Annotated in this window: 16 protein-coding genes; 6 read left to right on the forward strand and 10 right to left on the reverse strand. The window is 58.4% G+C overall.

Annotated features, from left to right (window positions below):
* Nucleotides 1-314: 314 nt before the first annotated feature.
* From ppnN to GNX18_RS06800, 4 genes are all read left to right on the forward strand, one after another.
* Entirely contained in the window at nucleotides 315-1,688 is a 1,374-nt protein-coding gene (gene ppnN, locus GNX18_RS06785; RefSeq protein ID WP_138234848.1) for a nucleotide 5'-monophosphate nucleosidase PpnN, read from the forward strand.
* Between the two features lie 218 nt (nucleotides 1,689-1,906).
* Nucleotides 1,907-4,549 (forward strand): DNA mismatch repair protein MutS, encoded by a 2,643-nt coding sequence (gene mutS / locus GNX18_RS06790; RefSeq protein WP_166216420.1) that lies wholly within the window; start codon nucleotides 1,907-1,909, stop codon nucleotides 4,547-4,549.
* A 151-nt stretch (nucleotides 4,550-4,700) separates the two neighbouring features.
* Entirely contained in the window at nucleotides 4,701-5,024 is a 324-nt protein-coding gene (gene fdxA, locus GNX18_RS06795) for a ferredoxin FdxA (RefSeq protein ID WP_138234850.1), read from the forward strand.
* A gap of 131 nt (nucleotides 5,025-5,155) precedes the next feature.
* Nucleotides 5,156-5,788 (forward strand): hypothetical protein, encoded by a 633-nt coding sequence (locus tag GNX18_RS06800; protein WP_166216423.1) that lies wholly within the window; start codon nucleotides 5,156-5,158, stop codon nucleotides 5,786-5,788.
* A 63-nt stretch (nucleotides 5,789-5,851) separates the two neighbouring features.
* On the opposite strand, the gene GNX18_RS06805 is transcribed toward GNX18_RS06800, so the two are convergent.
* The 5 genes from GNX18_RS06805 to GNX18_RS06825 form a co-directional block, all read right to left on the reverse strand.
* On the reverse strand, nucleotides 5,852-8,098 hold the full coding sequence (locus tag GNX18_RS06805; protein WP_166216426.1) for a hypothetical protein: 2,247 nt from the start codon (nucleotides 8,096-8,098) through the stop codon (nucleotides 5,852-5,854).
* A 280-nt stretch (nucleotides 8,099-8,378) separates the two neighbouring features.
* The gene (locus tag GNX18_RS06810) at nucleotides 8,379-9,275 is read right to left on the reverse strand and encodes a MaoC/PaaZ C-terminal domain-containing protein (RefSeq protein ID WP_166216429.1); all 897 of its coding nucleotides are present in this window, start codon (nucleotides 9,273-9,275) and stop codon (nucleotides 8,379-8,381) included.
* Nucleotides 9,276-9,471: 196 nt separating this feature from the next.
* Complete coding sequence (locus tag GNX18_RS06815) at nucleotides 9,472-11,646, reverse strand: prolyl oligopeptidase family protein (RefSeq protein WP_166216432.1); 2,175 nt, start codon at nucleotides 11,644-11,646, stop codon at nucleotides 9,472-9,474.
* A 184-nt stretch (nucleotides 11,647-11,830) separates the two neighbouring features.
* Complete coding sequence (locus GNX18_RS06820) at nucleotides 11,831-13,204, reverse strand: SLC13 family permease (protein WP_166216435.1); 1,374 nt, start codon at nucleotides 13,202-13,204, stop codon at nucleotides 11,831-11,833.
* Complete coding sequence (locus GNX18_RS06825; RefSeq protein WP_166216438.1) at nucleotides 13,204-14,673, reverse strand: hypothetical protein; 1,470 nt, start codon at nucleotides 14,671-14,673, stop codon at nucleotides 13,204-13,206. The genes GNX18_RS06820 and GNX18_RS06825 overlap by 1 nt, the downstream gene beginning before the upstream one ends.
* A 307-nt stretch (nucleotides 14,674-14,980) precedes the next feature.
* Here GNX18_RS06825 and GNX18_RS06830 point away from each other — a divergent pair, with 307 nt between their 5' ends.
* A complete protein-coding gene (locus tag GNX18_RS06830) occupies nucleotides 14,981-15,853 on the forward strand; it encodes a zinc-dependent peptidase (protein ID WP_240914274.1) in 873 nt (290 codons plus the stop codon).
* Here the strand turns inward: GNX18_RS06830 and GNX18_RS06835 are convergent.
* The 4 genes from GNX18_RS06835 to GNX18_RS06850 form a co-directional block, all read right to left on the reverse strand.
* On the reverse strand, nucleotides 15,744-16,475 hold the full coding sequence (locus GNX18_RS06835; protein WP_205828080.1) for an NTP transferase domain-containing protein: 732 nt from the start codon (nucleotides 16,473-16,475) through the stop codon (nucleotides 15,744-15,746). The two genes, GNX18_RS06830 and GNX18_RS06835, sit on opposite strands and share 110 nt — an antisense overlap.
* Nucleotides 16,457-20,494 carry a translocation/assembly module TamB domain-containing protein gene (locus GNX18_RS06840; RefSeq protein ID WP_138234861.1) on the reverse strand — a complete coding sequence of 1,346 codons (4,038 nt, stop codon included), beginning with the start codon at nucleotides 20,492-20,494 and terminating at the stop codon, nucleotides 16,457-16,459. Before GNX18_RS06840 ends, GNX18_RS06835 begins: the two co-directional genes overlap by 19 nt.
* 2 nt (nucleotides 20,495-20,496) lie before the next feature.
* Nucleotides 20,497-22,260 carry an autotransporter assembly complex family protein gene (locus GNX18_RS06845; protein WP_240914275.1) on the reverse strand — a complete coding sequence of 588 codons (1,764 nt, stop codon included), beginning with the start codon at nucleotides 22,258-22,260 and terminating at the stop codon, nucleotides 20,497-20,499.
* Between the two features lie 211 nt (nucleotides 22,261-22,471).
* The gene (locus GNX18_RS06850) at nucleotides 22,472-22,858 is read right to left on the reverse strand and encodes a hypothetical protein (protein WP_138234862.1); all 387 of its coding nucleotides are present in this window, start codon (nucleotides 22,856-22,858) and stop codon (nucleotides 22,472-22,474) included.
* A gap of 261 nt (nucleotides 22,859-23,119) precedes the next feature.
* Here GNX18_RS06850 and GNX18_RS06855 point away from each other — a divergent pair, with 261 nt between their 5' ends.
* Nucleotides 23,120-23,263 (forward strand): DUF3149 domain-containing protein, encoded by a 144-nt coding sequence (locus GNX18_RS06855; RefSeq protein ID WP_171018906.1) that lies wholly within the window; start codon nucleotides 23,120-23,122, stop codon nucleotides 23,261-23,263.
* Nucleotides 23,264-23,302: 39 nt separating this feature from the next.
* Here GNX18_RS06855 and GNX18_RS06860 read toward each other — a convergent pair whose 3' ends face one another.
* The gene (locus tag GNX18_RS06860; protein ID WP_166216449.1) at nucleotides 23,303-25,276 is read right to left on the reverse strand and encodes an acetoacetate--CoA ligase; all 1,974 of its coding nucleotides are present in this window, start codon (nucleotides 25,274-25,276) and stop codon (nucleotides 23,303-23,305) included.
* Nucleotides 25,277-25,361: the final 85 nt, after the last annotated feature.

Here is a 25,361-nt window from a genome sequence, read left to right on the forward strand (position 1 = left end):
TTATAACTGGACTAAAAAATACTTGGAATAAGATATTCCTCCGACATTCTGATGAAAAAATTCGCCGAATGCGATGGCTGACTAATAAAAAATTCAAATAAATTTCGCAAAAGAGACAAAAAGACAGTTAAGTCATGTTTGGTGTCAGGAAAATAGTAAGGAGGGGGATTCTGATGGCCGATTTCCCGGGAGCCGGGAACTACACCAAGCCAGAACTGAGCAAAAAACACCCAAAACTGGGTTGATGGATTTTGCGGAGGCGGCAGTTACATCACCTATACTGCAGGTGCACATAACATTAACGAGGGGGTCGCATGTTTTCAGAAGTTGTCGATGCGCAGGTATCACCCACCGGGCAGTTCGATATTCTCTCCAAGTACGAAATCCACAAACTCAGCGACGAGAGCCGAGGGCCGCAATACCAGGCATTTCGCAACTGTTCCCTGGCGGTACTGAACAGCGGCGGCTACATGGATGACGGCAAGGAACTGCTGGAAAAATATTCAGATTTTGATATTTCGGTTATCCCCACCGAGCGCAGTGTAAAACTCAGGGTCACCAATGCGCCGGCCGGCGCCTTTGTGGACGGCAAAATGATCCGCGGTATTGCCGAGCATCTGTTCGCAGTATTGCGGGATATCATCTACGTCAACAGCGAGATTACCGGGGACCCGCGTTACAACCTGGTATCTGCGCAGGGCGTCACCGACGCGGTATTTCATATCCTGCGCAACGCCGGCACCTTCAATCGCAATCGCACACCGCGGCTTGTGGTCTGCTGGGGAGGCCACTCGATTTCCGCAGAAGAGTATGACTACACCAAGAAAGTGGGTTACGAACTGGCGCTGCGCCATCTTGATATCTGCACAGGTTGTGGTCCCGGCGCCATGAAAGGCCCCATGAAAGGCGCCACCATCGGCCACGCCAAACAGCGCGACCGCCACGGCCAATACCTGGGCATCACCGAGCCCGGCATCATCGCCGCGGAAGCGCCGAATCCAATCGTCAACCAGCTGGTGATCATGCCGGACATTGAAAAACGCCTGGAAGCCTTCGTACGCACCGGCCACGGCATTGTGGTATTCCCCGGAGGCGCGGGCACCGCGGAGGAAATTCTCTACCTGCTCGGCATTCTGTTGCATCAGGACAACAGGGATCAGCCATTCCCGGTTATTTTTACCGGCCCGGCCAGCGCGGCGGAGTACTTCATTCGCATCGACCAGTTCATTGCCAACACCCTTGGAGAGGAAGCGCGTACGCGCTACCAGATCATCATCGACGATCCGCAGGAAGTCGCGCGGCAGATGGCTGCAGGCATCGAAAAAGTGCGGGAACACCGCAAGGAAACCGGCGATGCCTACTACTTTAACTGGCAGCTGAAAATCTCCACCGAATTCCAGCGCCCGTTCGCGCCGACCCACGAAAACATGCGCGGGCTCGCCCTGCACAAAAATCAGGAACCCTACCTGCTCGCCGCCAACCTGCGCCGCGCGTTTTCCGGAATCGTATCCGGCAATGTGAAAGATGAAGGAATCCGCAACGTCGAGAAAAACGGCCCTTACGAGCTGTGCGGCGATCCAACACTGATGCACAGCATGGACACCCTGCTTGAATCGTTTATTAAGCAACAGCGCATGAAACTGCCTGGGAGACAGTACACTCCCTGCTACAGGATCAGTGCGGACTAAGTTCTATCTACTGCGGCTATTGCCAAGACTTCAGCAAGAGCCGCCTCTCTCCCGAATCCTTCGCCAGCGGCGGTCAGGCCAACCGGTCTGATAGTCGTTTCCCTGCCGCTTTGGTATCCTTGCGCGCTTGCCCGATAGCCCGCAATAGGAGGCACATCCCCCTTAGTGCCGGCACACCAGAACAACCAAGCCACTGATTTATAAAGAATTCCTCACCCATGCCCGCAACCGTCAGCACGAACCAGCAAGTCGAACACACCCCGATGATGCAGCAATACCTGCGCATCAAGGCCGAACACCCGCAGGAGCTGGTGTTCTACCGCATGGGGGACTTCTACGAGCTGTTCTACGACGACGCCAAGCGCGCGGCGGAACTGCTGGATGTGACCCTGACCGCCCGCGGCAAGTCCGGGGGGCAGCCGATTCCCATGGCGGGTATTCCCTACCATGCGGCGGAAGGGTATCTGGCGCGGCTGATCAGGGCTGGGGTTTCCGTGGCCATCGCCGAGCAGATCGGCGACCCGGCCACCAGCAAAGGCCCTGTGGAGCGCAAGGTGGTGCGCATCGTCACCCCGGGCACCGTCACCGATGAGGCGCTGCTGAACGAGCGCCGCGACAACCTGCTGGCGGCCACTGTGATGATCGGGGGCAAGTTTGGCCTCGCACTGCTGGACGTGGGCACTGGGCATTTTGCGGTGCAGGAAGTGGACACGCTGGACGCGCTGGTAGAACAAGTGCAGCGCTATAGCCCCACCGAGCTGCTGGTGTCCGAAGACCTGATCCTGCCGGCAGAAATCGAACGTCGCGCCGGCCTGCGCCGCCGTGCGCCCTGGGAATTCGACCTGGAGAGCGCACTGCGCCTGCTGAACCGCCAGTTCGGCACCATGGATCTCGAAGCCTTCGGCTGCAGCCATATGCATGCTGCCCTGTGTGCCGCCGGTTGCCTGCTGCAGTATGCCCGCGACACCCAGCGCACCGAACTGCCGCATATCCGCACCCTGCGCACCGAGCGCAGTGAAGACACCGTGGCACTGGACCCGGCCAGCCGCCGCAATCTGGAGATCGACACCAACCTCAATGGCGGCGATGACAACACGCTGCTGTCGGTGTTCGATGCCTGTAAAACCGCCATGGGCAGCCGCCTGCTGCGCCGCTGGCTGAACAATCCCCTGCGCAACTTGAATATCCTCGAACAGCGCCAGCAGGCCATCGCCGCGCTGATCGCCGACTACCGCTTCGAACCGCTGCGCGAGGCACTCAAGCCCATCGGCGATATGGAGCGCATCCTCGGCCGCCTGGCCCTGCGCTCGGCGCGCCCGCGAGACCTGTCCCGTTTGGGCATGTCTCTGGCGCAGTTCCCGGAACTGCAGCGTCAATTGAGTGAGACGGATGCGAGCCTGCTCGGCCAGCTCTCCCGGGAAATGGGCGAGTGGCCGGACACGGTGGAACTGCTGGAGCGGGCACTGGTAGAGAACCCGCCGGTGGTGATCCGCGAGGGCGGTGTGATTGCCGAGGGCTTCGATGAGGAGCTGGACGAGCTGCGCGGCATCAGCGAGAACGCCGGCGACTATTTAGTGCAGATGGAAGTGCGCGAGAAGGAGCGCACCGGCATCCCCACTCTAAAGGTGGGTTACAACCGCGTGCACGGCTACTACATCGAGATCAGCCGCGGCCAGAGCGACAAGGCGCCGGCGGACTATATCCGCCGCCAAACCCTCAAAAACGCCGAGCGGTTCATCACTCCGGAGCTGAAAGAGTTCGAAGACAAGGCACTGTCCGCCAAGAGCCGCGCCCTGGCCCGGGAGAAGTTCCTGTACGAGGAGCTCATCACCACCCTGAACGAACACCTGGCAGAGCTGCAGAACGCCGCCGCCGCGGTGTCCCAGCTGGACGTGCTGGCAAATATGGCCGAGCGCGCGGACCAGCTGCGCCTGACAAAACCCGAGCTGTCCAAGCAGCCCGGCATCCACGTCGAGGGCGGCCGCCACCCGGTGGTGGAGCAGGTTCTCGACGTGCCCTTCGTGGCCAACGATATCGACCTGCACGACGCCCGCCGCATGCTGGTGATCACCGGCCCCAACATGGGTGGTAAGTCGACCTATATGCGCCAGACCGCGCTGATTGCGCTGCTCGCCCACTGCGGCAGCTTTGTGCCCGCCGACCGCGCGCGCATCGGCCTGCTGGACCGTATCTTTACCCGCATTGGCAGCGCCGACGACCTCGCCGGCGGCCGCTCCACCTTTATGGTGGAGATGACCGAGACGGCAAATATCCTGCGCAACGCCAGCGAGCACAGCCTGATCCTGATGGACGAGATCGGTCGCGGCACCAGCACCTACGACGGCCTATCCCTGGCCTGGGCCTGCGCCCACTTCCTGGCCGACAGGGTGCGCGCCTTCACCCTGTTCGCCACCCACTACTTCGAGCTGACCGAACTACCCGCGCAGTGCCCAGAGGCCACCAACATCCACCTGAACGCTACCGAGCACGGGGACTCCATCGTGTTCCTGCACCGCATCCAGGAGGGCCCCGCATCCAAGAGCTACGGCCTGCAAGTGGCAAAGCTGGCCGGCATCCCTCAGGAAGTTCTGGACGAAGCCAAGGCACGCCTCGCCGCCCTGGAAGCGGGCCACACCACCCGCGACTCCGGCCCTGGCGTGAAAGTGGTCGCGCAGCCTACGGCAGCGCCTGCGCCCAAACCAGTCCCGGTGTCGCAACCCAAAGTTGCCGCACCCGCCCAGGTTGACCTGTTCGGCAGTGCCCCGCACCCGGCGGTGGAAGCGCTGGAAGCCCTGGATCCAGACGACCTGACCCCGCGCCAGGCGCTGGAACAGCTCTACGCCCTGCGCAAACTGTTATAAGCACCCAACCAATTCGACTCAAAAGCCACTACAATTCGCGCCAGTAATTGCTAAAATCCGCTGCTTTCAGAATCGGGCCCGGCCCCACCATGGGAACCGGCCCGGCAGCGGTAACGCACAGCACTATTGATAGCACTATCGAGGGACAAGCATGACATTCGTAATTGGGGAAAACTGCATCAAGTGCAAATACACCGACTGTGTGGAAGTTTGCCCGGTAGATTGCTTCTACGAAGGCCCCAACTTCCTGGTGATCCACCCGGACGAGTGTATCGACTGCGCCCTGTGTGAGCCCGAGTGTCCCGCCAACGCCATCTTCTCCGAAGACGAGGTGCCGGAAGACCAGCAGGAATACATCGAGCTCAATGCAGAACTCGCGGAGGTATGGCCGAATATCACCGAGAAAAAAGACTCACTGCCCGATGCCGAGGAGTGGGATGGTGTGAAAGGCAAGCTCCAGTATCTGGAGCGCTGAGCACTCGTATTCAAATAAAAAGCCGTCTTCACCGACGGCTTTTTACTTTCTCAGGGATTGAACCCCCTCGCGCCGGCTCAATGGATTTATCGGCTGTTCACCGGAAGTAACCAAGTACCGACTGATTGTTTATGTCCACCATGAAATCCCTCCGCGTCCTGCTGCGCCGCACCATGGCCATCGCCGTGCTGGCCATCCCGATGGAAGCCACTTCCGGCGAGGACCGCCGCATCGCCCTCGCGTTCGACGATAGCTTGAGCACCAGCAGCAACGAAGGGTTACTGGACGAACTGGAACGGCTGGATATCAAGGCCACTTTTTTTCCGGGAACACTGCCGCTGAAGAACGAAAAGAATAGCGCAAAGAAACGCCGCAAAGGCACCCCCCGAAAAGACCGGGAAATTGCCTCTACCAAAGCACAGCGGGAAATTGACGGCGCTAAGCGGATCCTGCGCAACCTGGGTGAACGCAACCCCAACATACTCGCCCCGTCTTTTACGCTGATGCCTGAAAAATTTGAACAGGGCAAGGCCAACGCAAGTTATTGGCACTTCTCCGGCGATGCGCTGGCAGACCTGGACGACCCGCAGGAAATTGCCGATTTGCTGGTGGAAAATGCCTTTCCGGGTGCGGTGGTGATACTGCACCCACTGTATAACCAGCGCGAGCAAATTCTCCGGGCACTGCCATTGATCAATGAACGGTTGAAGGCCGAGGGTTATGAATTCGCTACACTCTCGGAACTGCTATACAAACTCACGTAAGTCTTCTCCCCGAAGAAACAAAGAAGGCCACCGGAAGGTGGCCTTTCTTCATCAGATAATTATTTACTTGGAAATAATCACATAGTTTCCACTTTCAAAGTCCAGTTGTTTCAGCTCATTGAAAAAGGTTCCCAAAAGCTGACCTTCTGAGGTTACATCAAGATTGAACACACCATGTGGTACCTGCCTGGATTCTGCAGTACATACATCACCAGCGAGATCTGCACGAGCCAAATTGTCACTGACCACCCACAGACTTCCGGAAGACCTATCTAACAGCAGATCCTGGGCGGTACTATGATCAGGGGCTATTCCCTGGCTAATGGGCGCATTGCGGCACCCCCCAAGCATGCTCGTGAGTGATCTACTTTCCAGATCGTAATGGAACAGGTCACCAACTTCCTGATCCAGGATGTAAAGAGCACCACGCTCAGAATCCAGGGCCACATCCACTGGTGTCGGCAACTCTTCTGCGGACTGCAGGAGTGTATCTACAGCGCCAGTAGCCAGGTCCACCGTCAGCACGCCATTCGCATAGGCATCCGTCACCAACAAACGATTGCTTTCAGTATCCAGCGTGGCCCCGGTGAAGGCAAATAGATTTACCTCACAGTCTGCCCCGGGCGCGTTACCTCCGACCAGACGAGTCCAGGTTCCATCTTCAGGGTTCACACTGAAAATATCATTCGCATACACCGCATAGAGGCGGTTCCGCGCTTGGTCTCGGACCACTTCCTCGGAAATTTGATGACAATTAAAATCAAACTTGCTCAAAACTCGCCGGTTTCCGTTCTCCAGATCCACTTCAAACAGATAGCCGCCATTGTAAGCATCCTCGAGCAAATAGGCCTTACCCGCACTTTCGTCCAGAGCAATTCCGCGAGGAGTAGACAAACGCTTGCCACTACCAACGCCATTCCCGGCAAATTCCGACCGCGCTCCCGTCTGCGTATTGACGGCAAGCACGTAGTCAAAATCTGAATCGGCAATCAACAGGCGATTATTGGCCTCATCCAGACCCACAGATCGAATCTGATTGATATTGAAAATGGGTTCCTCCGTTTCCAGAGAAAGAGTACTAACCGTTCCGCTTTCAAGGTCAGCTTTCACTATACCGTCGTAACCGACCATAAATGCGGTTGTACTGGCAGAATCAACAGCAATTCCGGCCAAAAACAGAGAGGAAGATGGAGCGACATCGCTGATCACTGAACCATCCACGGCCAGCTTGCGCAAAGAGTCGTCCCACCCGCCCCAGAATTCGCTGAACACCAACAAACCATCATGAGACAGTGTCATGTCGTCAGACGCTAGCCTCTGCTTGTCCGCCGCTTGCCCGTCTACAATCGTAATGAAGCTTTCACTGGCAAAATCGTAGCGCACGATCACGGACTTATTTTGGGAATAATCTTCCGCGGAAAAATACTTCAACAATAAGTATAGGGATGTTTCGTCTTCAGTAATTTCGATTTTGTTCAGGTGTACGAACAACCACTCGGCGGAATCGAAATCAAGGTTGAGGATTTCGAGTTGAGACTTGACGCCAGTTTCCAGAGAAATACTGGACAGTGTTAGCCAGCTGCCACGCACTTGCCCGCATACTACCTGGTCTTCGCTACTGAGAAATGTCAGCGCATCGCAGGTCCCGAGGTAAGGAACATCAATTGGCGAATAACTATTGTCGTCCAGTCCGTAACGAATTAACTGGTCACCTTCCACCTGACCGACCATTAATCGCCGATCAGTATCCAGTGCAAATAAGGTCGGCACCTTCCGTTGGATGACCTCGGCCACTCCGGCCTCATCGTTCACATTACCGCTGTTATCTTCCGTACTCACCACCAGTATGGTACTGGCCACTTCAGCCAACGGTAAATTCACTTCCCACTCCACCTCATTGGAGTCGGACGCTTGCATTGAACTGGTAGATTGAAAAGAAGACACTGCGGAGCTATGCACCGTCTTCGGACTGGTATTCGCTTTCAGCGTAGCGGCGACCCCATTGACCTTGACGGAACGAACACCATCAGTATCTCTGGCAACCCCTCTTACCAGTATGCTGCCATCTTCGGTACGAGAAACCTTCCACGGAAACAGAATGGTAGCGACCGGTGCATCAGAAGCCGAACCGGACGAACTGCCACTGGATGAACTACCGCTACCCGAAGAACTGCTGGTGGAACCGCTGCCGGACGAACTACTCGATGAGCCGCCGGCGGGCGCATCGTCAGAAGATCCGCCACCACCTCCGCCACAAGCAGTAACAATGATACTCAACAGCACTAGCGCACTAAGCCTGGCCAGCCCCATATACCCCCCGGTAATGACGTTATATTTAGTTAAGAGAACGAGGGATTATGGTGAGTCTTTTGAGAACTGACAATTCTCCAAGCTTGGATTGTCGCTTATTGGAACAAAATTCCAAACTACAGCAATTCAATCAAATATAAGTCCAACTAACTGTTCAGCCACTATTATTTGCATTTTACTCATGCCACTGCGCCTCGCAAAAGCCGCGTTAAGAAGGGTTAACTTTGGGTAATTAACTTTAATTGCGGCCCGGCTGAGAACCGCAGGCGTAGCCCACGGCTCAACAGTGAACCAGCGTGCCGGTCAGATTCACGCGCCTGCCGCCACTGCTGAGCGAAAATCCGGTGCCTGTCGCGCTCTGCGCGGACTGAAACAGGACTTCTGCCGGAAGAAATATCGGCTTGATGAAGTCCACACCCAAGGTGAACCGGTCCGGCAGGGTTCCCGCGTAGGCCCCCTCCTCCAACGCCGCCAGGCAGCGCGCCTTGGTCCACATACCGTGAGCAATGGCGCGCGGGAATCCGAATATTTTTGCGGTGGAGGCGCTGAGATGAATGGGGTTGCGATCACCGGAAACACGCGCGTAACGCCTGCCGATATCCGCGGGCACCTGCCAGTTGACCGCGCTCGCACAGCCCTCGTCCACAGGTGCCACCCAGGCTTTCTTGCCGCTAGACGGCCTGGACACTTTCGCTTCCCCGTGAGGCGTGCGGCTCAGCAGCGTGCTGAGACACTCCCATACCAGCTCCCCGTTAACACGCACGCTTGTCAGCAACTCAAACTCATAGCCCCGTTTAACCGCGACCGCGGCAGCCAGATCACAGCGTATATCCAGATGTTCACGCTCCAGCAACGGGCGGTACTGAGTAATGCTGTTGCGCACATGGACTACCCCCAACACCGGGAACGGAAATGCCTCACTGACCAGCAGTTTCAGCTGCAAAGGCATGGCCAGTACAAAAGGATAGGTTGCCGGCAGATGCTGCCCGGGGCCAAAACCACAGACATCGCGGTATATCTGCAGATGAACGGGATCAACCGCCTGATTGCCAAGCAATACACTGGCGAGCACCCGCTCCTGCCCCGGAGGGAGCCGGCCCGGTTTGCGGGCAGTCAGGGCGCGGAAATACAACGGCAATATGGCCGGGCGGGTATCGAGATCAAATTGTAACGGCATGGGTGTGTTTACCGCGCGAGGCGCAGTGGCAATCCTGTGCATCTGAACAACAAGCTCCGCATGATAAATCGAATGGATACGGGCAGGTAGCCCGATGCTACGCCATTCTGCCAGTCAACGATGCCGTAAAAATGACAAAACCCGGCAGTTGCCGGGTTTTGCGTTGAATTACGCGAAACGTCCTTTCGGAATCGGTTCAGCCCTGGGGCAATTCGCTAATGCCCATGTTGTACAGGGTAAAACCGAAAATGTCCGCATACTGCTCAATGGATTTCGACACCGGAGTGCCGGCACCGTGGCCCGCATTGGTCTCGATGCGGATCAGGGTCGGTGCCGCCCCCGACTGTTTGGCCTGCAGCTCGGCGGCAAACTTGAAGGAATGCGCCGGCACCACGCGATCATCGTGATCGGCAGTAGTGACCAGAGTCGCCGGGTAGTTCACACCCGCCTTCACGTTGTGCACCGGGGAGTAGCCTTTCAGGTACTCGAACATTTCCTGGCTCTGCTCGGCAGTGCCGTAATCATAGGCCCAGCCGGCGCCGGCGGTGAAGGTGTGGTAGCGCAGCATGTCCATCACCCCCACCGCAGGCAGCGCGACTTTCACCAGGTCCGGGCGCTGGGTCATCACCGCCCCCACCAGCAGGCCGCCATTGGAGCCGCCGCGAATCGCGAGATAATCCCGGGAGGTGTAGCGCTGCTCAATCAGATATTCACCTGCGGCAATGAAGTCGTCGAACACATTCTGCTTCTGCAGCTTGGTGCCGGCATCGTGCCAGCGCTTGCCATACTCGCCGCCACCGCGCAGATTCGGCACCGCGTACACGCCGCCCAGCTCCAGCCACACCGCATTGGGGATGCTGAAACTTGGGGTCAGGCTGATGTTGAAGCCGCCGTAGCCGTACAGAATGGTCGGGTTCTTGCCGTTGAGCTTGAGACCTTTTTTGAAGGTGATCAGCATCGGCACCCTGGTGCCGTCCCTGGATGTGTAAAACACCTGCTTGGACTCGTAACCGGCCGGATCGAACTTGGCACCGGATTCGCGGTAAACACTGGATTTACCCTCTTCCACGTCAAACGCAAAAATGGTGGATGGCGTCTTGTAGTTGGTGAAGGTGTAATACAGGGTTTTGTCTTCGCGTTTGCCGTCGGGCGCGCTCACACTGCCCGGGCCAGGCAGCGCGATTTCACGCACCTGTTTGCCGTTGTAGTCGTACTGGTAGACCTTGGACAGCGCATCCACCATATACTCGGCAAAGAAGTAACCACCGCCGGTGGAGGCCGTCAGTACATTTTCGGTCTCGGGAATAAAGTCCTGCCAGTTTTCCGGTACCGGATTGGCCGCATCCACGGTGACGATTTTCTTGTTGGGCGCATTGCGGTCGGTGACCAGGAACAGCTTGCTGCCCTGGTTGTCGATTACGTAGGTGTCGGAATCAAAATCCGTCAGTACCGGCACCAGCGGGGCGTCAGACTTGGTGAGATCCACAATGAACAGGTCGTTGCCGGAGGTGGACGTAGCGCCGGAAATTACCAGATAGCGGTCGTCTTCTGTCACAGTGCCGGATACGTAGCGGCGCTTCTGGGCCTCGCTACCGCCGAATACCAGCGCGTCTTCAGCCTGGGGCTGGCCCAGCTTGTGGTAATAGAGCTTATGCTGGTCGGTCTTGGCAGACAGCTCGCTGCCTTCCGGTTTGTCGTAGCTGGAATAGTAAAAACCTTCGTTACCTTTCCAGGAGATGCCGGAGAATTTCACATCCACCAATGGTGCTTCGAGCACTTCTTTGGTCTCGGCATTAATGATGTAGATCTTGCGCCAGTCACTGCCGCCTTCCGAAACTGCATAGGCAGCGATGGAACCGTCTTTGGAAAATTCCAGCGTGGCAAGTGAGGTCGTGCCATCTTCGCTGAAGGTGTTCGGATCGAGGAAAACTTCCGCTTCACCATCGCCCTTCTTGCGCCAAACCACATACTGGTTCTGCAGACCGTCGTTGCGGTAGAAGTAGGTGTAATCGCCTTCTTTAAAGGGCGAACCAACTTTTTCGTAGTTCCACAGGGCTTCCAGGCGCTGCTTGAGGGCATCGCGGTAAGGAATCTGATCGAGATAGCTGAAGGTGACTTTGTTCTGGGTTTTCACCCAGGCTTCGGTTTCCGGGCTGCGGTCATCTTCCAGCCACCGGTAGGGATCGGCGATCTCGGTACCAAAATACGTATCGATGACATCGTCTTTGCGGGTCGGCGGGTACGTCAACGCCGCCGTCTGTGCGGCAGGTGCCGCCTCTACAGTTTCACTCATGGATTTGGTGTTCTCCGGGGACTCTCCCGAGCAGGCGGCCAGTACTCCGGCCACGGCCAGTACGGATAGTTTTTTCATTATTCGGGGACCTCCCGGTTGCTCCCAATACATTGGATGGATTTTGCAAAACCACTAGGAAACCCAATTCCCGCGGGCAGATCAAGGAAATGCCGGAAAGCGGGAAAACCCAGGATAATAAGCCACAAAATAAATAAATTGAAAAACAAAAATCTAATCAATAAACAGCGGACCAACTAATCCGCTAGGACAGCATCACACCACACACCCCTGCAATCACCAGGGAGGCAAGCACACTCAGCACCACGCCCTCGCGCACCATTTCCTGAATTCGCACCTTGCCGGTGCCGTAGGCGATGGCGTTGGGGGCGGTGGCTACCGGCAGCATAAAAGCGCAACTTGCGCACATGGCAGCGGGAATCATCAGCACCATGGGGTCGAACCCGGCGCTGGTGGCGACCACCGCGAGAATCGGCATCAGCAGTGTCGCCGTGGCGGTATTGCTGGTGATTTCGGTAAGAAACGTGACCGAGAGACACAACACCACCAACATCAACCACAACGGCATGTCGGTGAGTGAGACGAGCGCCTGTCCCATCATCTCGCTCAGGCCGGAAACCACAAATCCTTTTGCAATGGCGATGCCGCCGGCAAACAGCAGCAACATTCCCCAGGGAATACTTTCCGCCGTCGGCCAGTCCAACAAATGGCCACCCTTGCCGTTGGGAATCAGAAACATCAACACCACCGCGCCGAGCGCCACGGTGCTATCACCGGCCCCTTCCACACCCAGCAGGCCGCTCCAGCCACCGAAAGGCTCGTTGCGGGTTACCCAGAACAGAATCGCCACGGCGAAAACCAACAGAGTGCGCACCTCTTCCGGCCGCCACTCGCCGACCGGCGGTGCCTCCAGCGATTTATTCAGTTGAATGCCGCGGGTCAGCCACAGAGCCATCAGAGGCAGTGTAAGCAATACCACTGGCAAACCGATTTTCATCCAACTGAGGAAGCTGAACTCCCGCCCGGTAAACTCTTCATAAATACCCATGAAAATCACATTCGGTGGTGTGCCCAGCGGGCTGCCGACGCCACCGAGACTGGCGGCATAGGCAATCCCCAGTATCAGCGCCACCGTGAGTCGGTGATTGTCGGCGCGAGACAGAATGGCCAGCGCGATGGGTAGCATCATCAGGGTAGTGGCGGTGTTGGAAATCCACATACTGAGCAGTCCCGCCGCGAGCATAAACCCAAGCACCAGACGCCGCCCGCTGGAAATGCCCACCAGTTTCAGCATGTACAGTGCCAGCCGCTCGTGCGCGCCACTTTTTTCCAGCGCCTTGGACAACATGAACGCGCCCATCAACAGCAGGATTACATGGCTGCCGAGTGACGACGCCACCAGTTTGTGATCCCCGACGCCAAACAACGGAAATAGTACGAACGGCACGATGGACGTGGCGGGAATGGGCAGTGCTTCGGTAATCCACCACACGACAGTAAGTACCGTGATGGCTGCGGTGACTGCCGGCAGGTAGGACATGCCGAAAGCAACCATCAGGAAGTAACACGCCACCGCCAGCACGGGACCGAGCAATAAGAATAAAGTTCTGAGCACCATTATTCCTGAGCCTCCGTAGTGAGAGTCTCGGGTTCGCGCTGCGGTTTACCTGCAGTTGCGCTGACCGGTGCAACCGCTGCCGTTACCGCGACACTGCGCCGGCGCAGCAACACGTCTGCCAGTTCCCAGTCACGGGTCAGTTGGCCATCGGCATTGCGCGCATTGACATTCCAGCACCGGACATGGACATTGATGCCGTTCTCTACGCGGGAAAAGTTCAGCGTGGTGAAATTGTTGTCCGACATATGGCCGATCAATTTCTTGCGGTAACTTCCAGTTTTGACATATTCCACCGGCGCTTGGATATCCGCGACGGGTCTGTCGGGAAAAGTTTTCACCGTGGTGTCGGGCCGGCTACCCGCGCTCGGCAGACAGGACAGTGGTGTAGATACCACTTCCACCACCTGCTTTCCGTTCAGTTCCATGCGTGTGAGGCGACTGTAGTGCACATCCCCTGCAAGGATCAAAATATCTTGCGGGCAATCGTGTAATGCCTGTACCAGTGGCTCATATTGGGCGGTGTCGGCCAGCGAGTGGTCGCCCAGTCCCAGTTTTACCAGCCAGGCCGCAAAAGCATTTTTTAACCGCGCTTTGAAACAGCCCCCTTTGCGCCAGTGCCAGTTGGTCAGCAGTGGCATGGGCAGTACCAGCACCCCCGGACAGGTGAGCCCCCGCAGCCAGGTACACGCGCGCTCAAGAGTCGCATCATCGGTGAACCTCGCGTTGTTTCCCCGCTCCCGTTGCAGATAGGTATCGAGGTAGAAAAACTCAAGCTCATTGCCAATGGCAAACTGGTCCGAAGCATTGCCCTCGGGCAACTGGTAGGCGTCAAACAATGCTTGCGCGCTCGACTTCCAGATTTGCCGGAGGCTGGCAATCGCGAGCCCCCAGAAAAATCCCGGCGGGTTGGGGTAATCGTTCCAGAATTCGTGATCACCGGCGAGAAAATGGTGATTGCCTGAACGCAGCACCCGGTGCAGACCCCGTTGCCAGTTGTCGCGGTATTCCGCAGCGAAAATCCGCTCGAGTTCCGCCTTACCTTCCGCGGCATACAACGCCGCAAGACGCAGGGATTTGACGATGCTCAGACCCGGAATGGGGGCAAAGCCCCAGCCGGCGGTTGCCACCGCCGTATCCAGATACACCTGATCGCCGCCAAGAAAGGAAACGTCCGGGCGACAGTCTTGTGGGAGGGCGTCAAAGGCAGCCGCCAGTGCGCCCTTGTCTGCCTTGCAATAAAAGCAGGAACCGTACCAAACGTTGAAACCATCCGAGAGACTGCGCGGGCGCGCGCGGAACTCCGCATCGGCAAGTTCAATCGCCCTGCCCTGCTCGTCCAGTGCCCACAGGGAAGCCTGATAGCGGCAACCGGGGGTGACGGGCAACAGCAGCACGGTGTAACGCAGGGAAGGCGCCTCGCGCTCCAATTGCAGCGGAAAATCGCGGCAACCGGCTTCGCGGTGGGACACCGGCCCTGCGCCCTGTGGAGTACACCGCACCCACATCCGTTTGGGCAATTCCTCGCAGTGCGCCCCAACCCACAACTGCAACCGGCCCCGCACGCAATAGCCGTGCGGTACCAGCATAAACCCCGAATCGCTCGCACTCATTTTCGGAACCCCAACCCCTGACAATCCTGCCTGTTTTTCATTTTTATTCTGCCCTACCAACCCTGTTTACGGCGGGCGCGCCACATGGTCGCAGAATTTCGGGGGACGTCAACTCAAGCGCCAATTGGGATACACTGGCCGGACAGAGATTATGCAGGTTACCGGTTTGGAAACGTTCTTCGCGATTATCCTGTTCGCCATCCTCATCTGGGTAGTGCCAATGGTGTGGCAGCGTGCGCGCCGGCGCTACCTGCGTTCGCGCCCATTGACGCGGCAACAGACGTCGATACTGGCGGACCGTCTCGCCCTATTCCGCCACCTGCCGAAGGAACGCCAGGAAGAACTGAAGCGCAATATGAGCTTGTTTCTGCGGGAAAAAGAATTTGTCGGCTGCGACGGTCTCATCATCACCGAAGAAATGCGGGTGGTGATTGCCGCACACGCATGCTTGCTTTTACTCGCGCGGGACAACAACTGCTATCCCAATCTGTACACGGTGCTGGTGTACCCGGACGCGTATGTGGCAGAGGAAACCCACTACGACGGCCACATTCAAACCACCCACCTGAGCGCGCGCGCCGGTGAGGCGCACTATCGCGGGCCGGTGGTGCTGTCGTGGTATGACCTGCAACAGGGGCTCGCGCACCCGGAACAGGGCCACAATGTGGCGATTCACGAGTTTGCCCACAAGTTGGACGAAGAGGACGGCTATGTAGACGGGAGACCGCCCTTTGCGAAGAGTGCCGACGGCAAGAGCTGGGCGCCGGTGATGCGGGAAGCTTTTGCGGAATTGCGCCAGCGGATTCACGCGCTACAGGGCGAAGCGGAACTTCAGGATGTCACCGGGGAGCGCGCGCCGTCCGTTCTCGATACCTACGGCGCACAGTCCCCGGCGGAATTTTTTGCGGTGGCTACCGAGGCGTATTTCATTATTCCAACAGCGATGGCAGCCGCTCACCCGGCGCTGTATCGGGAGATGCAAAAATTTTACCGAACAGATCCTGCCGCACTGCTGCGTGGAAATCGTCCGGGCGGTTGATATCGCAGTTGATCGCAGGGTCGGGGACTTCCACATCGTAAACGGCGTCACTGTAGATGCGCAGCACCTTCTCTACCCCGCTGCGGCGCAGACGTGAAAGTGCGGTGAGATAACGCCGACCGATGGCGATAGGATAGCCGCGGGTACCGGCACAGACAGGCACGCAGATGCGATCCTCTCGCGCGGATTGCAGCAGCGTGACCATCGTTTCCGGTTCCACGAACGGCATATCCCCGAGGCACACCAGCACGGCTCTGGGGTTGGCACCCTGGCGCTGCAGCTGCTCAACGCAAAAGGCAAGACTGGCACCAATGCCCACCGGCCACACGGGTGCATGCAGCACCTGCACCGGCATGTTGCGGAGTCCGTTGGCGATCACCGGGTCGCGCGCGCGGATAACAACCTGTATCTGGGTATCCTCAAGTGTAGAAGCCGCCGCCATGGTGGCTTGCAGAGTGCGCAATAACATGGGCTCACCCTGGATGCTGGCGAGGCGCTTGTCACCGCCAAAGCGATGGGAGTAACCCGCGGCCAGAACGACAATCGAATATTCCATTTCGTTTTCACCCATCCTTTTTAATATCGTCCAGTTTTTATAGTCGGTCAGTAATCCTTCTTCCACTGCAGTTCCACACTTCCGCCGCCGCTTTCGTCGTTATCCGCGGATTTGATATCCAGGCGCAGATTTCTGCGCAGCTCGATCTGCATTTCCGCCCGCCAGGGGTTGAGCGGGTCGGTGCTGCGCTGCAATTCGAGATAGATACGGCTGGTGATGTACTTGCCGAGGCTCAGTGAGTACTGATCGCCCTCGTCCGTGGCCTCGGATTCGAAATCCAGACTGTCCAAGCCTACCAGATCGCGGGTACTGGCAAGCGGGTCAAAGCCGGTGCCGCCCGTCTGTAAAGTGCGCACTACACCGACCAGGCGCACGGCCTGCAGCGGCGAGATATCCGTCAGAGACTTGCCAAACAGCAGCTGCGCAAAGATTTCGTCTTGCGCCGCCGCCGGGTTGGAGCTGAACTCGATTTTGGGGTTATCCGTAGTACCGGAAATTTCCGCGGTAATCTCGCCCTCCGGATAGGTGTGCACGCCCTTTACATAGAGCACCGCAATATTGTTCTGGAACTGCACCTGCCCCTCCTGCAATTCGAACTTCTTGCCCAGCAGGTCGAACTTTCCGCGCACAATGGTCAGTGTGCCGGACGCCTGCGGGTCGGCGGCGGTCCCCGCGATTTCCACTTTGCCCTTGAGGTTGGAATCAAGCCCGAGCCCGCGCACGTACGACTGTTGGTCCAGCACGATTTCCAGCGCCAGGGCGATGTTGCCCATCAGCGGGGAGCCCTCTTGCTGCTCGCCGCCGTCCATCTGAACCTCAACCACGTCAATCTCGGGCACACTGCTGCCGATAAAGTGCTCCACCTGTACCGCTAACGGCCGCAGGTTCAAGGAGCCCGCGAGCAGCGCATCCTCGGTATTGCCGGTGAGACGCATTTCACCGGTAAAGGCGCCCTTGGCACCCGGCATGTTGAGCAGGTGCGCATTGCGCGCGGTAACAGAAAAATTCAGCGCCGGTGGCGCGGGCGCGTTGAAGGTCACTGCGCCGGCCAGGTCGATCCGCCCGCGATCGCCATCCCGCGCACTGGCCTCCACCACCTGCCACGCTTCCGGCGTAAGATCAGCGACGAACACGACATTGGTCAGGCGGGTATTGCTGGGGCGGTGCTCGTAGTAACCGTCCTGCAGATTGATCTTGCCGCGGGCATTGGGGGCGACGCTGGTACCATCCGCCACCAGGCTGAAGTCGAGCCGCCCGCGCATGCTGTGAATTTCCGGGTCGAAAAAGGCGCCGAGAGCCGCCAGGTCCGCGGTGCCGTTGGCCTCAAGATCGACAGGCAGCGGCGGCGACTCACCCGCCGGTTTCTCGCGGAACAACTGCTCAAGGATGGGTGCAATGGCCAGCGTGGCCTTGGCGTCCGCGGCAGTGCGATCCCCGTGACTGGCATCCAGACTCATCTCCAGATCGCCATCACTGGTCTGCCATGTGAGCGCCAGGGTCAGTGGCGACTGCACCAGTGCATCGTCCCGCAGTGCGGGCGCGCGGCCGGTAATGCGGAGTTCGCCGGCGAGATCCGGATCTTTCGGGGTGCCGCGCGCGGTAGCCACAAGGTTCAGCTCGCCGCTGTCACTGATGTCTGCACTGATCCATTCTTCAAAATCCGCCAGCACCGCCTGGGCGCGAAGCTCCAGATCCAGAGACTCCGCACTCAGGCTGCCATCAGCGGTGAGCTGGTTGCGTCCGGCCCAAAGTAACTTCACTTCCGACAGTGTGACCTGTGCCTTGCTGTAACTCACATCCCCCTGCATCTGCCAAGGCTCACCACGATATTCGCCAAGACCGAGGAGATTGGCGGTGGCCTCGGGATCGCTGAACGACCCGCTGAACTGGCCGTCGACACTAAGTTCGCCGCGCAGCGATGGCGGCAAATCCACACCCGCCAGACGCGCAAGCCGCAGCGGGATATTACGCGCGGCTACACTTCCGTTGGCACGCTGGGCTTTGGGTTGCAGTACACCGTTGAGTTCGAGCCAGGCGTAGCCGCGCTGGCGCGCCTGCTCAGAATCCGCCGCCAGGGCGGCAACGCCGGCGGCCCGTTGGCGGGATTGTTCCAGCGGGGCACGCGCCTGCTCCAATGGGTAATCCTTGCTCGGCTCGTGCACTTCATCCGGCACCAGCGACTGCTCAGCGGCTGCGGCCGGATCGCCACCATTGACATCGGCTGCGGCATCGGCAACGCCGGTGAAGAGCTCCAACCGCAAGCGGTCGAAGGTGATGGCCTCGGCATTGCCCACCGCACCGCCGCGCAGACGGTAGCGATACTCGCGATACTCGCCATCGGACGACAGGCGCGCAGACATTTTGGGATTGTCCCAGGGGCCATTGACCGAAACCACCGCATCCAAATCGACTTCGGTGCCCTCGTCCACCGGCAGCCCGAACTGCTCCGCGGGCTGCAGGCCACGCGCCGCAACGTCCAACTGGAACTGTACCGCCTTGCGCTCGACATTTACTTCACCGCTGCCACTTACCCGGAGCCCTTCACCTTCCAACACCAGGTCACTCACCGCAAACTTGTTGAGATCACCCACGGCCCGGCCTTGCAGTCGGGTATTGAATTCCAGGTATTGCACGCCGCTATCGAGTGTGACGCCGAGGCGCGGATTCTTCCATGGGCCGGCGGCGGTCACCTGCAGTTGAGCGATGGTACCGTCCAGTTCCGACGGAATTTCCAGATCGCGCGTTTCCTCAAGAGACGCGAGAATTCGCCGGATCTCCGCAAACGGCAATTGCGCGAGCTGTCCCTTCAGATCGATGGCTTCACTGCCAATATCCACACTGCCGCTCACGTCGAGCCGCGCCTCAGCCAGTTGCAGGCGCGCGGTGCGCAGGTAAATCCTGTCTTCGATGGTTTCCACGTCGCCGGTCAGGTGCAGAGGTTGCTGCTGGTAGGATGTTTTGAGTTCCAGCGTGCCGTCGGCATTGGGCAGCGCAAGCGGACCTTTCACTGCAAGATCGGCGCTCAACCAGCCGCCGCGCAGATAGTCCTGAAAGGGATGGGATATGGCGACAGGCAGGCGGCTCAACTGTACCTTGAGGTCCACGGCCTCGCTGTCGATACGGCCGCGAATAGTGTGGCGGGTGTCGTCCACGGTGAGCGTAAGATCATCGGTGGCAACGGACCAGGGCGACAGCATGACGTCTGCATGGCCAACCAGCCCAAAGCGGTGCTCCACCAACGGCAGGGAGAAGCGTTCGACAGCGACGCTCACACGATTTTCGCCCGCGAGTTCCAGCAGGAATTTGCCGTCTGCATCGAGCCCTTCGCCCGCCGGCAACAACAATGTGCGCGGCAAAAATCCACCGGCCCGCTCACTGGCCGACAAGGTGAGTGCATACACCGTATCGCTCTGCATGCGTCCCTCGAGACGCACGTGCATCCCGTGCCCGTTTTCGGATTCAGCAAGCTCCGCAATATCCAGGGTCAACGCCGACTCCCGGCGCGGCCATCGATAGCTGCCCTCACCGTTCACCGCTACCTCGGGAAAATCCTTGAGGCTTTTGTCGATGATGGTGAGCCGTTGTACTGACAAACGCTCAACCCAGATAGCGGGCATCGTGGGATCGTCCACCTCTTCTGCGGTGTCTTCCACTTCCTCTTCACTGACGTGGGCCTCCAGATATTCGCCCAGTAGCGTGTTGTCGAACAGGAAGGACTGCGCGCTCAACTCGGGAATATGGATCTGGTTTCGCCACAGCCGCTGCATGTCCAACTGCAGGGTCAGCTTGCGGCTCTCTAGCAATGGCCTGTCCTTGTAGTGCACCTGCAGCAGGTCGAAATACCAGTACCCCAGCTGTGGGCTACTCAGGCCCCGGGCTTCAATTTCCAGATCGGGCAAGTAGTGACGGGCGATGGCGAGGCCGCTGTTGGTTAGCGCGATACGCCCGGTTTCCGAGCCCACGAGGAAAATCGCCCCCAGCAGTGGCAACAGAAGCACCACCGAGATCAGTGTCAGGCGCGGAGCACGCGGCCAGCGTCTGCGTTTTTCCCGTGCGGAAGTAGTGGAATCAGGTTGCACCGCCATAATCAGAACGCCTGCCCCAGGCTCACATAGATCTGATAACGGCTGTCATCCAGGTCGTCGCGGCGATCCAGCGGGAAAGCGATATCAAAGCGCAGCGGCGCAAAAGACGTCATATAGCGCACACCAATGCCCGCACCCCAGTAGAGATCGTCGAAACTTGGCTGGGGGTCGGCGTAGGCGTTGCCGCCATCCAGGAACAGCACGCCCCCCCAGGTCTCGGTAAAGCGGAAGCGCCCCTCAAACGACACTTCACTCAGCGCCCGCCCGCCGATAGGGTCGGAGAGCGTGGGCGGTTCACCCGCCACGGTCGATGGAATCAACCGTCTCGGCCCCAGCGCCTGATAGGCGTAACCGCGCACGGAGCCACCGCCACCGGCGTAGAAGCGCTCATCCGCGGGGATATCCAGGTTGTCGATGCCGCTGATCACGCCGGCCTTGATACGCACTGCCAGAGTCGGATCGTAGCGAACCTCCTCGGCGGTGAGATAACCGGTGGCCACCAGAGTATTTTTGACAAAGCGGGTGCCGCTGCCCTTGAGATCGAAATAGGGTTTCACCTCCATGGCAATGGTGGCGCCGCGGTGTGCATCCAGCAGGTTGTCGGTTGTATCGATTTTCAGACCCAGGGGAAACGCCAGCAGGTTGTAGTTTTCACTCTCCTCCCCCTCTTCCTGTACGTCACTGAACTTCAGCTCACTGCCGATACTGAAGGTGCGGTGTTTGGTGTGGCGGCGGGAAATGGTGCCGCCGAACGTAATGGCCTCGGCCTGATAGGATTCCCGGTCTTCGTTGGACGCCTCCGCCTTGGCGGTGAAATTCTGATCATCGCGAAAAAAGCGCGGTACCAATAGCTCTCCGGTGAGAGACTGCGTGATTTCGCTGACCCGGGTCTCCACTTCAATTTTTTCACCGCGCCCGAGAATGTTGCGGTGCTCCCAACCGGCGGAGACGCCGGCGCCTTCATCGGACGCATAACCCACCCCCAGGCGCACGGTGCGATGTTTGCGCTCGATCACCAGAAAAGTGATGTCCACCATCCCTTCGTACGGGGCCGATACCTCGGCATTCACACCAGCGATCAGGTTGGTGCGCAACAGGCGCAATTTCGCCGCATCCAGCTTGCTGCGGCTGAAACAATCTCCCGGTTTCAGTTGTACCCGCTTGCGCAGAAATTCTTCGTTTACTGTCTCGACGCCTTGTACCTGTACCTGGCCAATATGCACCTCGGGGCTATCCGCCACCCGGTATTGGAGGCGTGCGGCATGTTCGCTGTGAATGACGGTGGCTTTGTAGGTCACATCCACGTTGAGCAGGCAGGCATTTTCCGCGAGATAGGTCTCAATCTTCTTTACGCCCGCAGTCACTTTTTCCGCATCCAGCGGATCGCCTTCCTGCAGACCCACACCGTCAAAGCCCGCTTTCAGGTGCGCGGGCATGCGCACATCCAGCGACTTGATCCGGAACTGACGCCCGGGCACCACCCGGTAGAGAATTTCGCCATCCGTTACCGACTGGCGCACACGCCCGTCGTAGTAACCGCGGGATCTCAGTAATTTCTCCAGCGTGCCGCGCTCGTAGCGCGCGACATCCAAGGGATCGTCGTAGGACTTGAGCACACTGCTGGATTTGCGCTGTTCATTCAGTTGATCGCGCAGCCAGCCCTGCAGTTCGCGGTCTTCCGGCACACGGATTTTGAATTTGGGCAGGCTGTCGAAAAAAGGCAGCGCATAGCCATACTGAGGGCTCAGTAACAGTAGTGCGGCCATCAGGACCACAGTTAAAAATGGAGGGGATACCGCTCTCGGAGCGAACAGGAAATTGCGCAACTCTACAACCCGCTTGCCAATCATCACCACTGCGACGCTAATGGAGAGAGAAAGTTGCGAAGAGAGTCGCAACTTTACCAGTCTTTACACCCGCGCAGCGCTCATCCCGCGCGGGCTATCTCTCCTATCTACCAGCTGTTTACCAGCAGACTCAGCGCCCCGGCACCACCTGTGTGCCAGTGCGCTCCATCAGCGGATTGCAGTTCTTGATGACGACCCGGCCCTCCAGCAGATTACCCTTGGAGTATTCGCTGAAGATGCACTCGTTGGTGCGCGGATCAAAGTTCTCCACCCAGAGATTGTCGTCTTTCCAGGTGGAACCCAGATGTCGCTGCCCATCGGGCACACTAATGTACATCACGCCGCCAAAGCGTTTCACGAACACCTGTTCAAAGTGGAAATAATAAGCGAGCCACGCCGTCAGAAAGATGATGGCAGCGACGATCGCGCCTTTGCCGAGACTGCCAAGACGGCCGCCGATGAACAGGCTCAATACAATCAGAGCGATAACGGCAGCCCAATACAGGTAAGTAATCATGCTTATCTTCCGTGACGTTATTAGTTTACGGGGTTGGCTTACAGGGTAGCGCAGTTTAGCTGGCGCGGCATAGCGCAGAAGACGGGGGACAATGCCGCCAATGCGGCGACATATGGCGGAACAGGTATTCCACTCCGCCGAAAAATGCGCCGCCAACCGCGATTCCAGCACAGGCTTGATCTCGCTCAAGACCGCCAGCGGGCGCCACTTTACACTGGAGTCCGTCAAACACAAGCGGTTGCACACTAAAAGGAGGCAATCATGGACGCTATGATCGACCTATTTACCAGTTTTTCCGGCCTGCTGAGTCTCGGGATAATTGCCTTTGTGTGCGTCATGGGCGTGTTTATCACCCGTATGGCGCTGACCAAGATGAATGAAGAGCTGGCCCGGAAAACCAACTGAGCGCGCATCGGCCCGCTCTTCCGTCGGCGCTGGCGGGGATTATCCCTCCGACAGCGCCGGCAGGTTCTCAAACAGTTTCAACGCTTCTGGATTGGCCAGCGCTTCCTGGTTTTTCACCGGTTTGCCGTGCACCACGTTGCGTACCGCAAGTTCCACGATCTTGCCGCTAATGGTGCGGGGAATATCCGCCACCTGAATCACTTTGGCGGGCACGTGGCGCGGCGTGGTGTTGGCGCGGATGGTCGTGCGGATTTTCTGAATCAGCTCGTCATCCAGCGTCAGCCCTTCGCGCAACACCACAAACAGCACCACGCGCACATCGTCGCGCCAGTCCTGGCCGATGCAGATGCTGTCCAGCACTTCTTCCACCTTCTCCACCTGGCGGTAGATTTCCGCAGTACCGATACGCACCCCACCGGGATTCAACACCGCATCGGAACGGCCGTAAATGATCACACCGCCGTGCTCAGTGATTTCCGCGTAGTCGCCGTGAGCCCAAACGCCGGGCCAGCTGTCGAAATAGGCATCGTGATATTTGCTGCCGTCGGCATCATTCCAGAAACCGATGGGCATACAGGGAAAGGAAGTGGCGCACACCAACTCGCCCTTTTCTTCCAGCACCGGTTTGCCGTCGTCGCTCCACACCTGCACCGCCATTCCGAGACCGCGGCACTGCAACTCGCCCGGATACACCGGCAGAGTGGGATTGCCGAGCGCAAAACAGGAAATGATGTCGGTACCGCCGGAAATGGAACTCAGACATACATCGGACTTGATGTCCCGGTATACGTAGCGGAAGCCCTCGTGAGCAAGCGGCGACCCGGTGGAGAGCACCGCGCGCAGACGCTCCAGCCTGTGGCTCTCCCGCGGCTTGCAGCCGGCCTTTTCCAGTGCGGCGAGGTATTTGGCGCTGGTGCCAAATACACTGATGCCTTCCTCATCCGCCATATCCCACAGGCATTGGGCCGCCGGGTAAAACGGTGAGCCGTCGTACAGCACCAGGGTGGCGCCGCAAGCGAGGCCACTTACCAGCCAGTTCCACATCATCCAGCCACAGGTGGTGAAGTAGAACAAGGTGTCGTCACGGGAAATGTCCGTGTGCAGGCGATGCTCTTTGATGTGCTGCAGCAAGGTACCGCCCACCCCGTGAACGATGCACTTGGGTACGCCGGTGGTACCGGAGGAGTACATGATGTAGAGCGGATGATTGAAGGCGGTCTGTGCAAATGTGAGCGGGCGCGCGGGCGCCTTTTCAACGAAGGTATCAAGGGTCGTGGCGCGATCCAGGCCGGCAATATCCACTGCGGTCTGCTCCGAAGAACGGGCCACCGGCACCACCACCAACTGCTGAATGGAGTCGATCTGCTCGACAATCTGCGCGAGGCGCGGCAGCGAGTCGATGACCTTGCCGTTGTAGAAATAACCTTCGCAGGCAAACAGGATTTTCGGTTCGACCTGGCCGAAGCGGTCCAACACGCCATTAATGCCGAAATCCGGGGAGCAGGAGGTCCAGATAGCGCCAAGACTGGAGACAGCGAGCATGGCCACCACGGTGTCGATGATGTTCGGCATAAAACCCGCCACCCGGTCGCCCTCGCCTACGCCCGCATCTGCCAGCGCTGCGGCCAACCGCTCCACCTGTTCATACAGCTGCTGATAGCTCAATGTGCGGCGTCTGCCGTTTTCCAGCCGTTCAACCAGTGCAGGCTTGTCATCGCGAAAACGCAGCAGGTTTTCGGCGAAGTTCAGCTGCGCCTCGGGAAACCACTCGGCGCCGGGCATACTGTCTTTGCCAAGAATTTTATTGCCCCGCGCACTGGCTATAACCTCACCGAACTCCCAAAGGTGGCTCCAGAATTGCTCGCGGTGGTCGACGGACCACTGATACAGCGCGTGATAATCCGGCAGCGACTGCTGGTGCAGCTCGTTGATCTGGCGGCGAAACTGGTCCATCTGAGTGGCGGCGATGGCCGCTTGGGTGGGTTGCCAAAGTGGTTGCACAGGATTGCTCATCTCGGCTGACTCTCTCTTGTTCTGTGTTCTGGCTGTTTTGCTGCGTTAATGCTTGCTCTGGGGCTCCATCGCCGGCCGGTAACGT

It is taken from the genome of Microbulbifer sp. SH-1, from assembly GCF_011326135.1.
Lineage (GTDB): Bacteria > Pseudomonadota > Gammaproteobacteria > Pseudomonadales > Cellvibrionaceae > Microbulbifer > Microbulbifer harenosus.

Bases quoted from the DNA above. Each gene is read 5' to 3' on its own strand.
- ppnN (WP_138234848.1), top strand. From the start codon at position 315: ATGTTTTCAGAAGTTGTCGATGCGCAGGTATCACCCACCGGGCAGTTC.
- mutS (WP_166216420.1), top strand. From the start codon at position 1,907: ATGCCCGCAACCGTCAGCACGAACCAGCAAGTCGAACACACCCCGATG.
- fdxA (WP_138234850.1), top strand. From the start codon at position 4,701: ATGACATTCGTAATTGGGGAAAACTGCATCAAGTGCAAATACACCGAC.
- GNX18_RS06800 (WP_166216423.1), top strand. From the start codon at position 5,156: ATGTCCACCATGAAATCCCTCCGCGTCCTGCTGCGCCGCACCATGGCC.
- GNX18_RS06805 (WP_166216426.1), bottom strand. From the start codon at position 8,098: ATGGGGCTGGCCAGGCTTAGTGCGCTAGTGCTGTTGAGTATCATTGTT.
- GNX18_RS06810 (WP_166216429.1), bottom strand. From the start codon at position 9,275: ATGCCGTTACAATTTGATCTCGATACCCGCCCGGCCATATTGCCGTTG.
- GNX18_RS06815 (WP_166216432.1), bottom strand. From the start codon at position 11,646: ATGAAAAAACTATCCGTACTGGCCGTGGCCGGAGTACTGGCCGCCTGC.
- GNX18_RS06820 (WP_166216435.1), bottom strand. From the start codon at position 13,204: ATGGTGCTCAGAACTTTATTCTTATTGCTCGGTCCCGTGCTGGCGGTG.
- GNX18_RS06840 (WP_138234861.1), bottom strand. From the start codon at position 20,494: ATGGCGGTGCAACCTGATTCCACTACTTCCGCACGGGAAAAACGCAGA.
- GNX18_RS06845 (WP_240914275.1), bottom strand. From the start codon at position 22,260: ATGGCCGCACTACTGTTACTGAGCCCTCAGTATGGCTATGCGCTGCCT.
- GNX18_RS06850 (WP_138234862.1), bottom strand. From the start codon at position 22,858: ATGATTACTTACCTGTATTGGGCTGCCGTTATCGCTCTGATTGTATTG.
- GNX18_RS06855 (WP_171018906.1), top strand. From the start codon at position 23,120: ATGGACGCTATGATCGACCTATTTACCAGTTTTTCCGGCCTGCTGAGT.
- GNX18_RS06860 (WP_166216449.1), bottom strand. From the start codon at position 25,276: ATGAGCAATCCTGTGCAACCACTTTGGCAACCCACCCAAGCGGCCATC.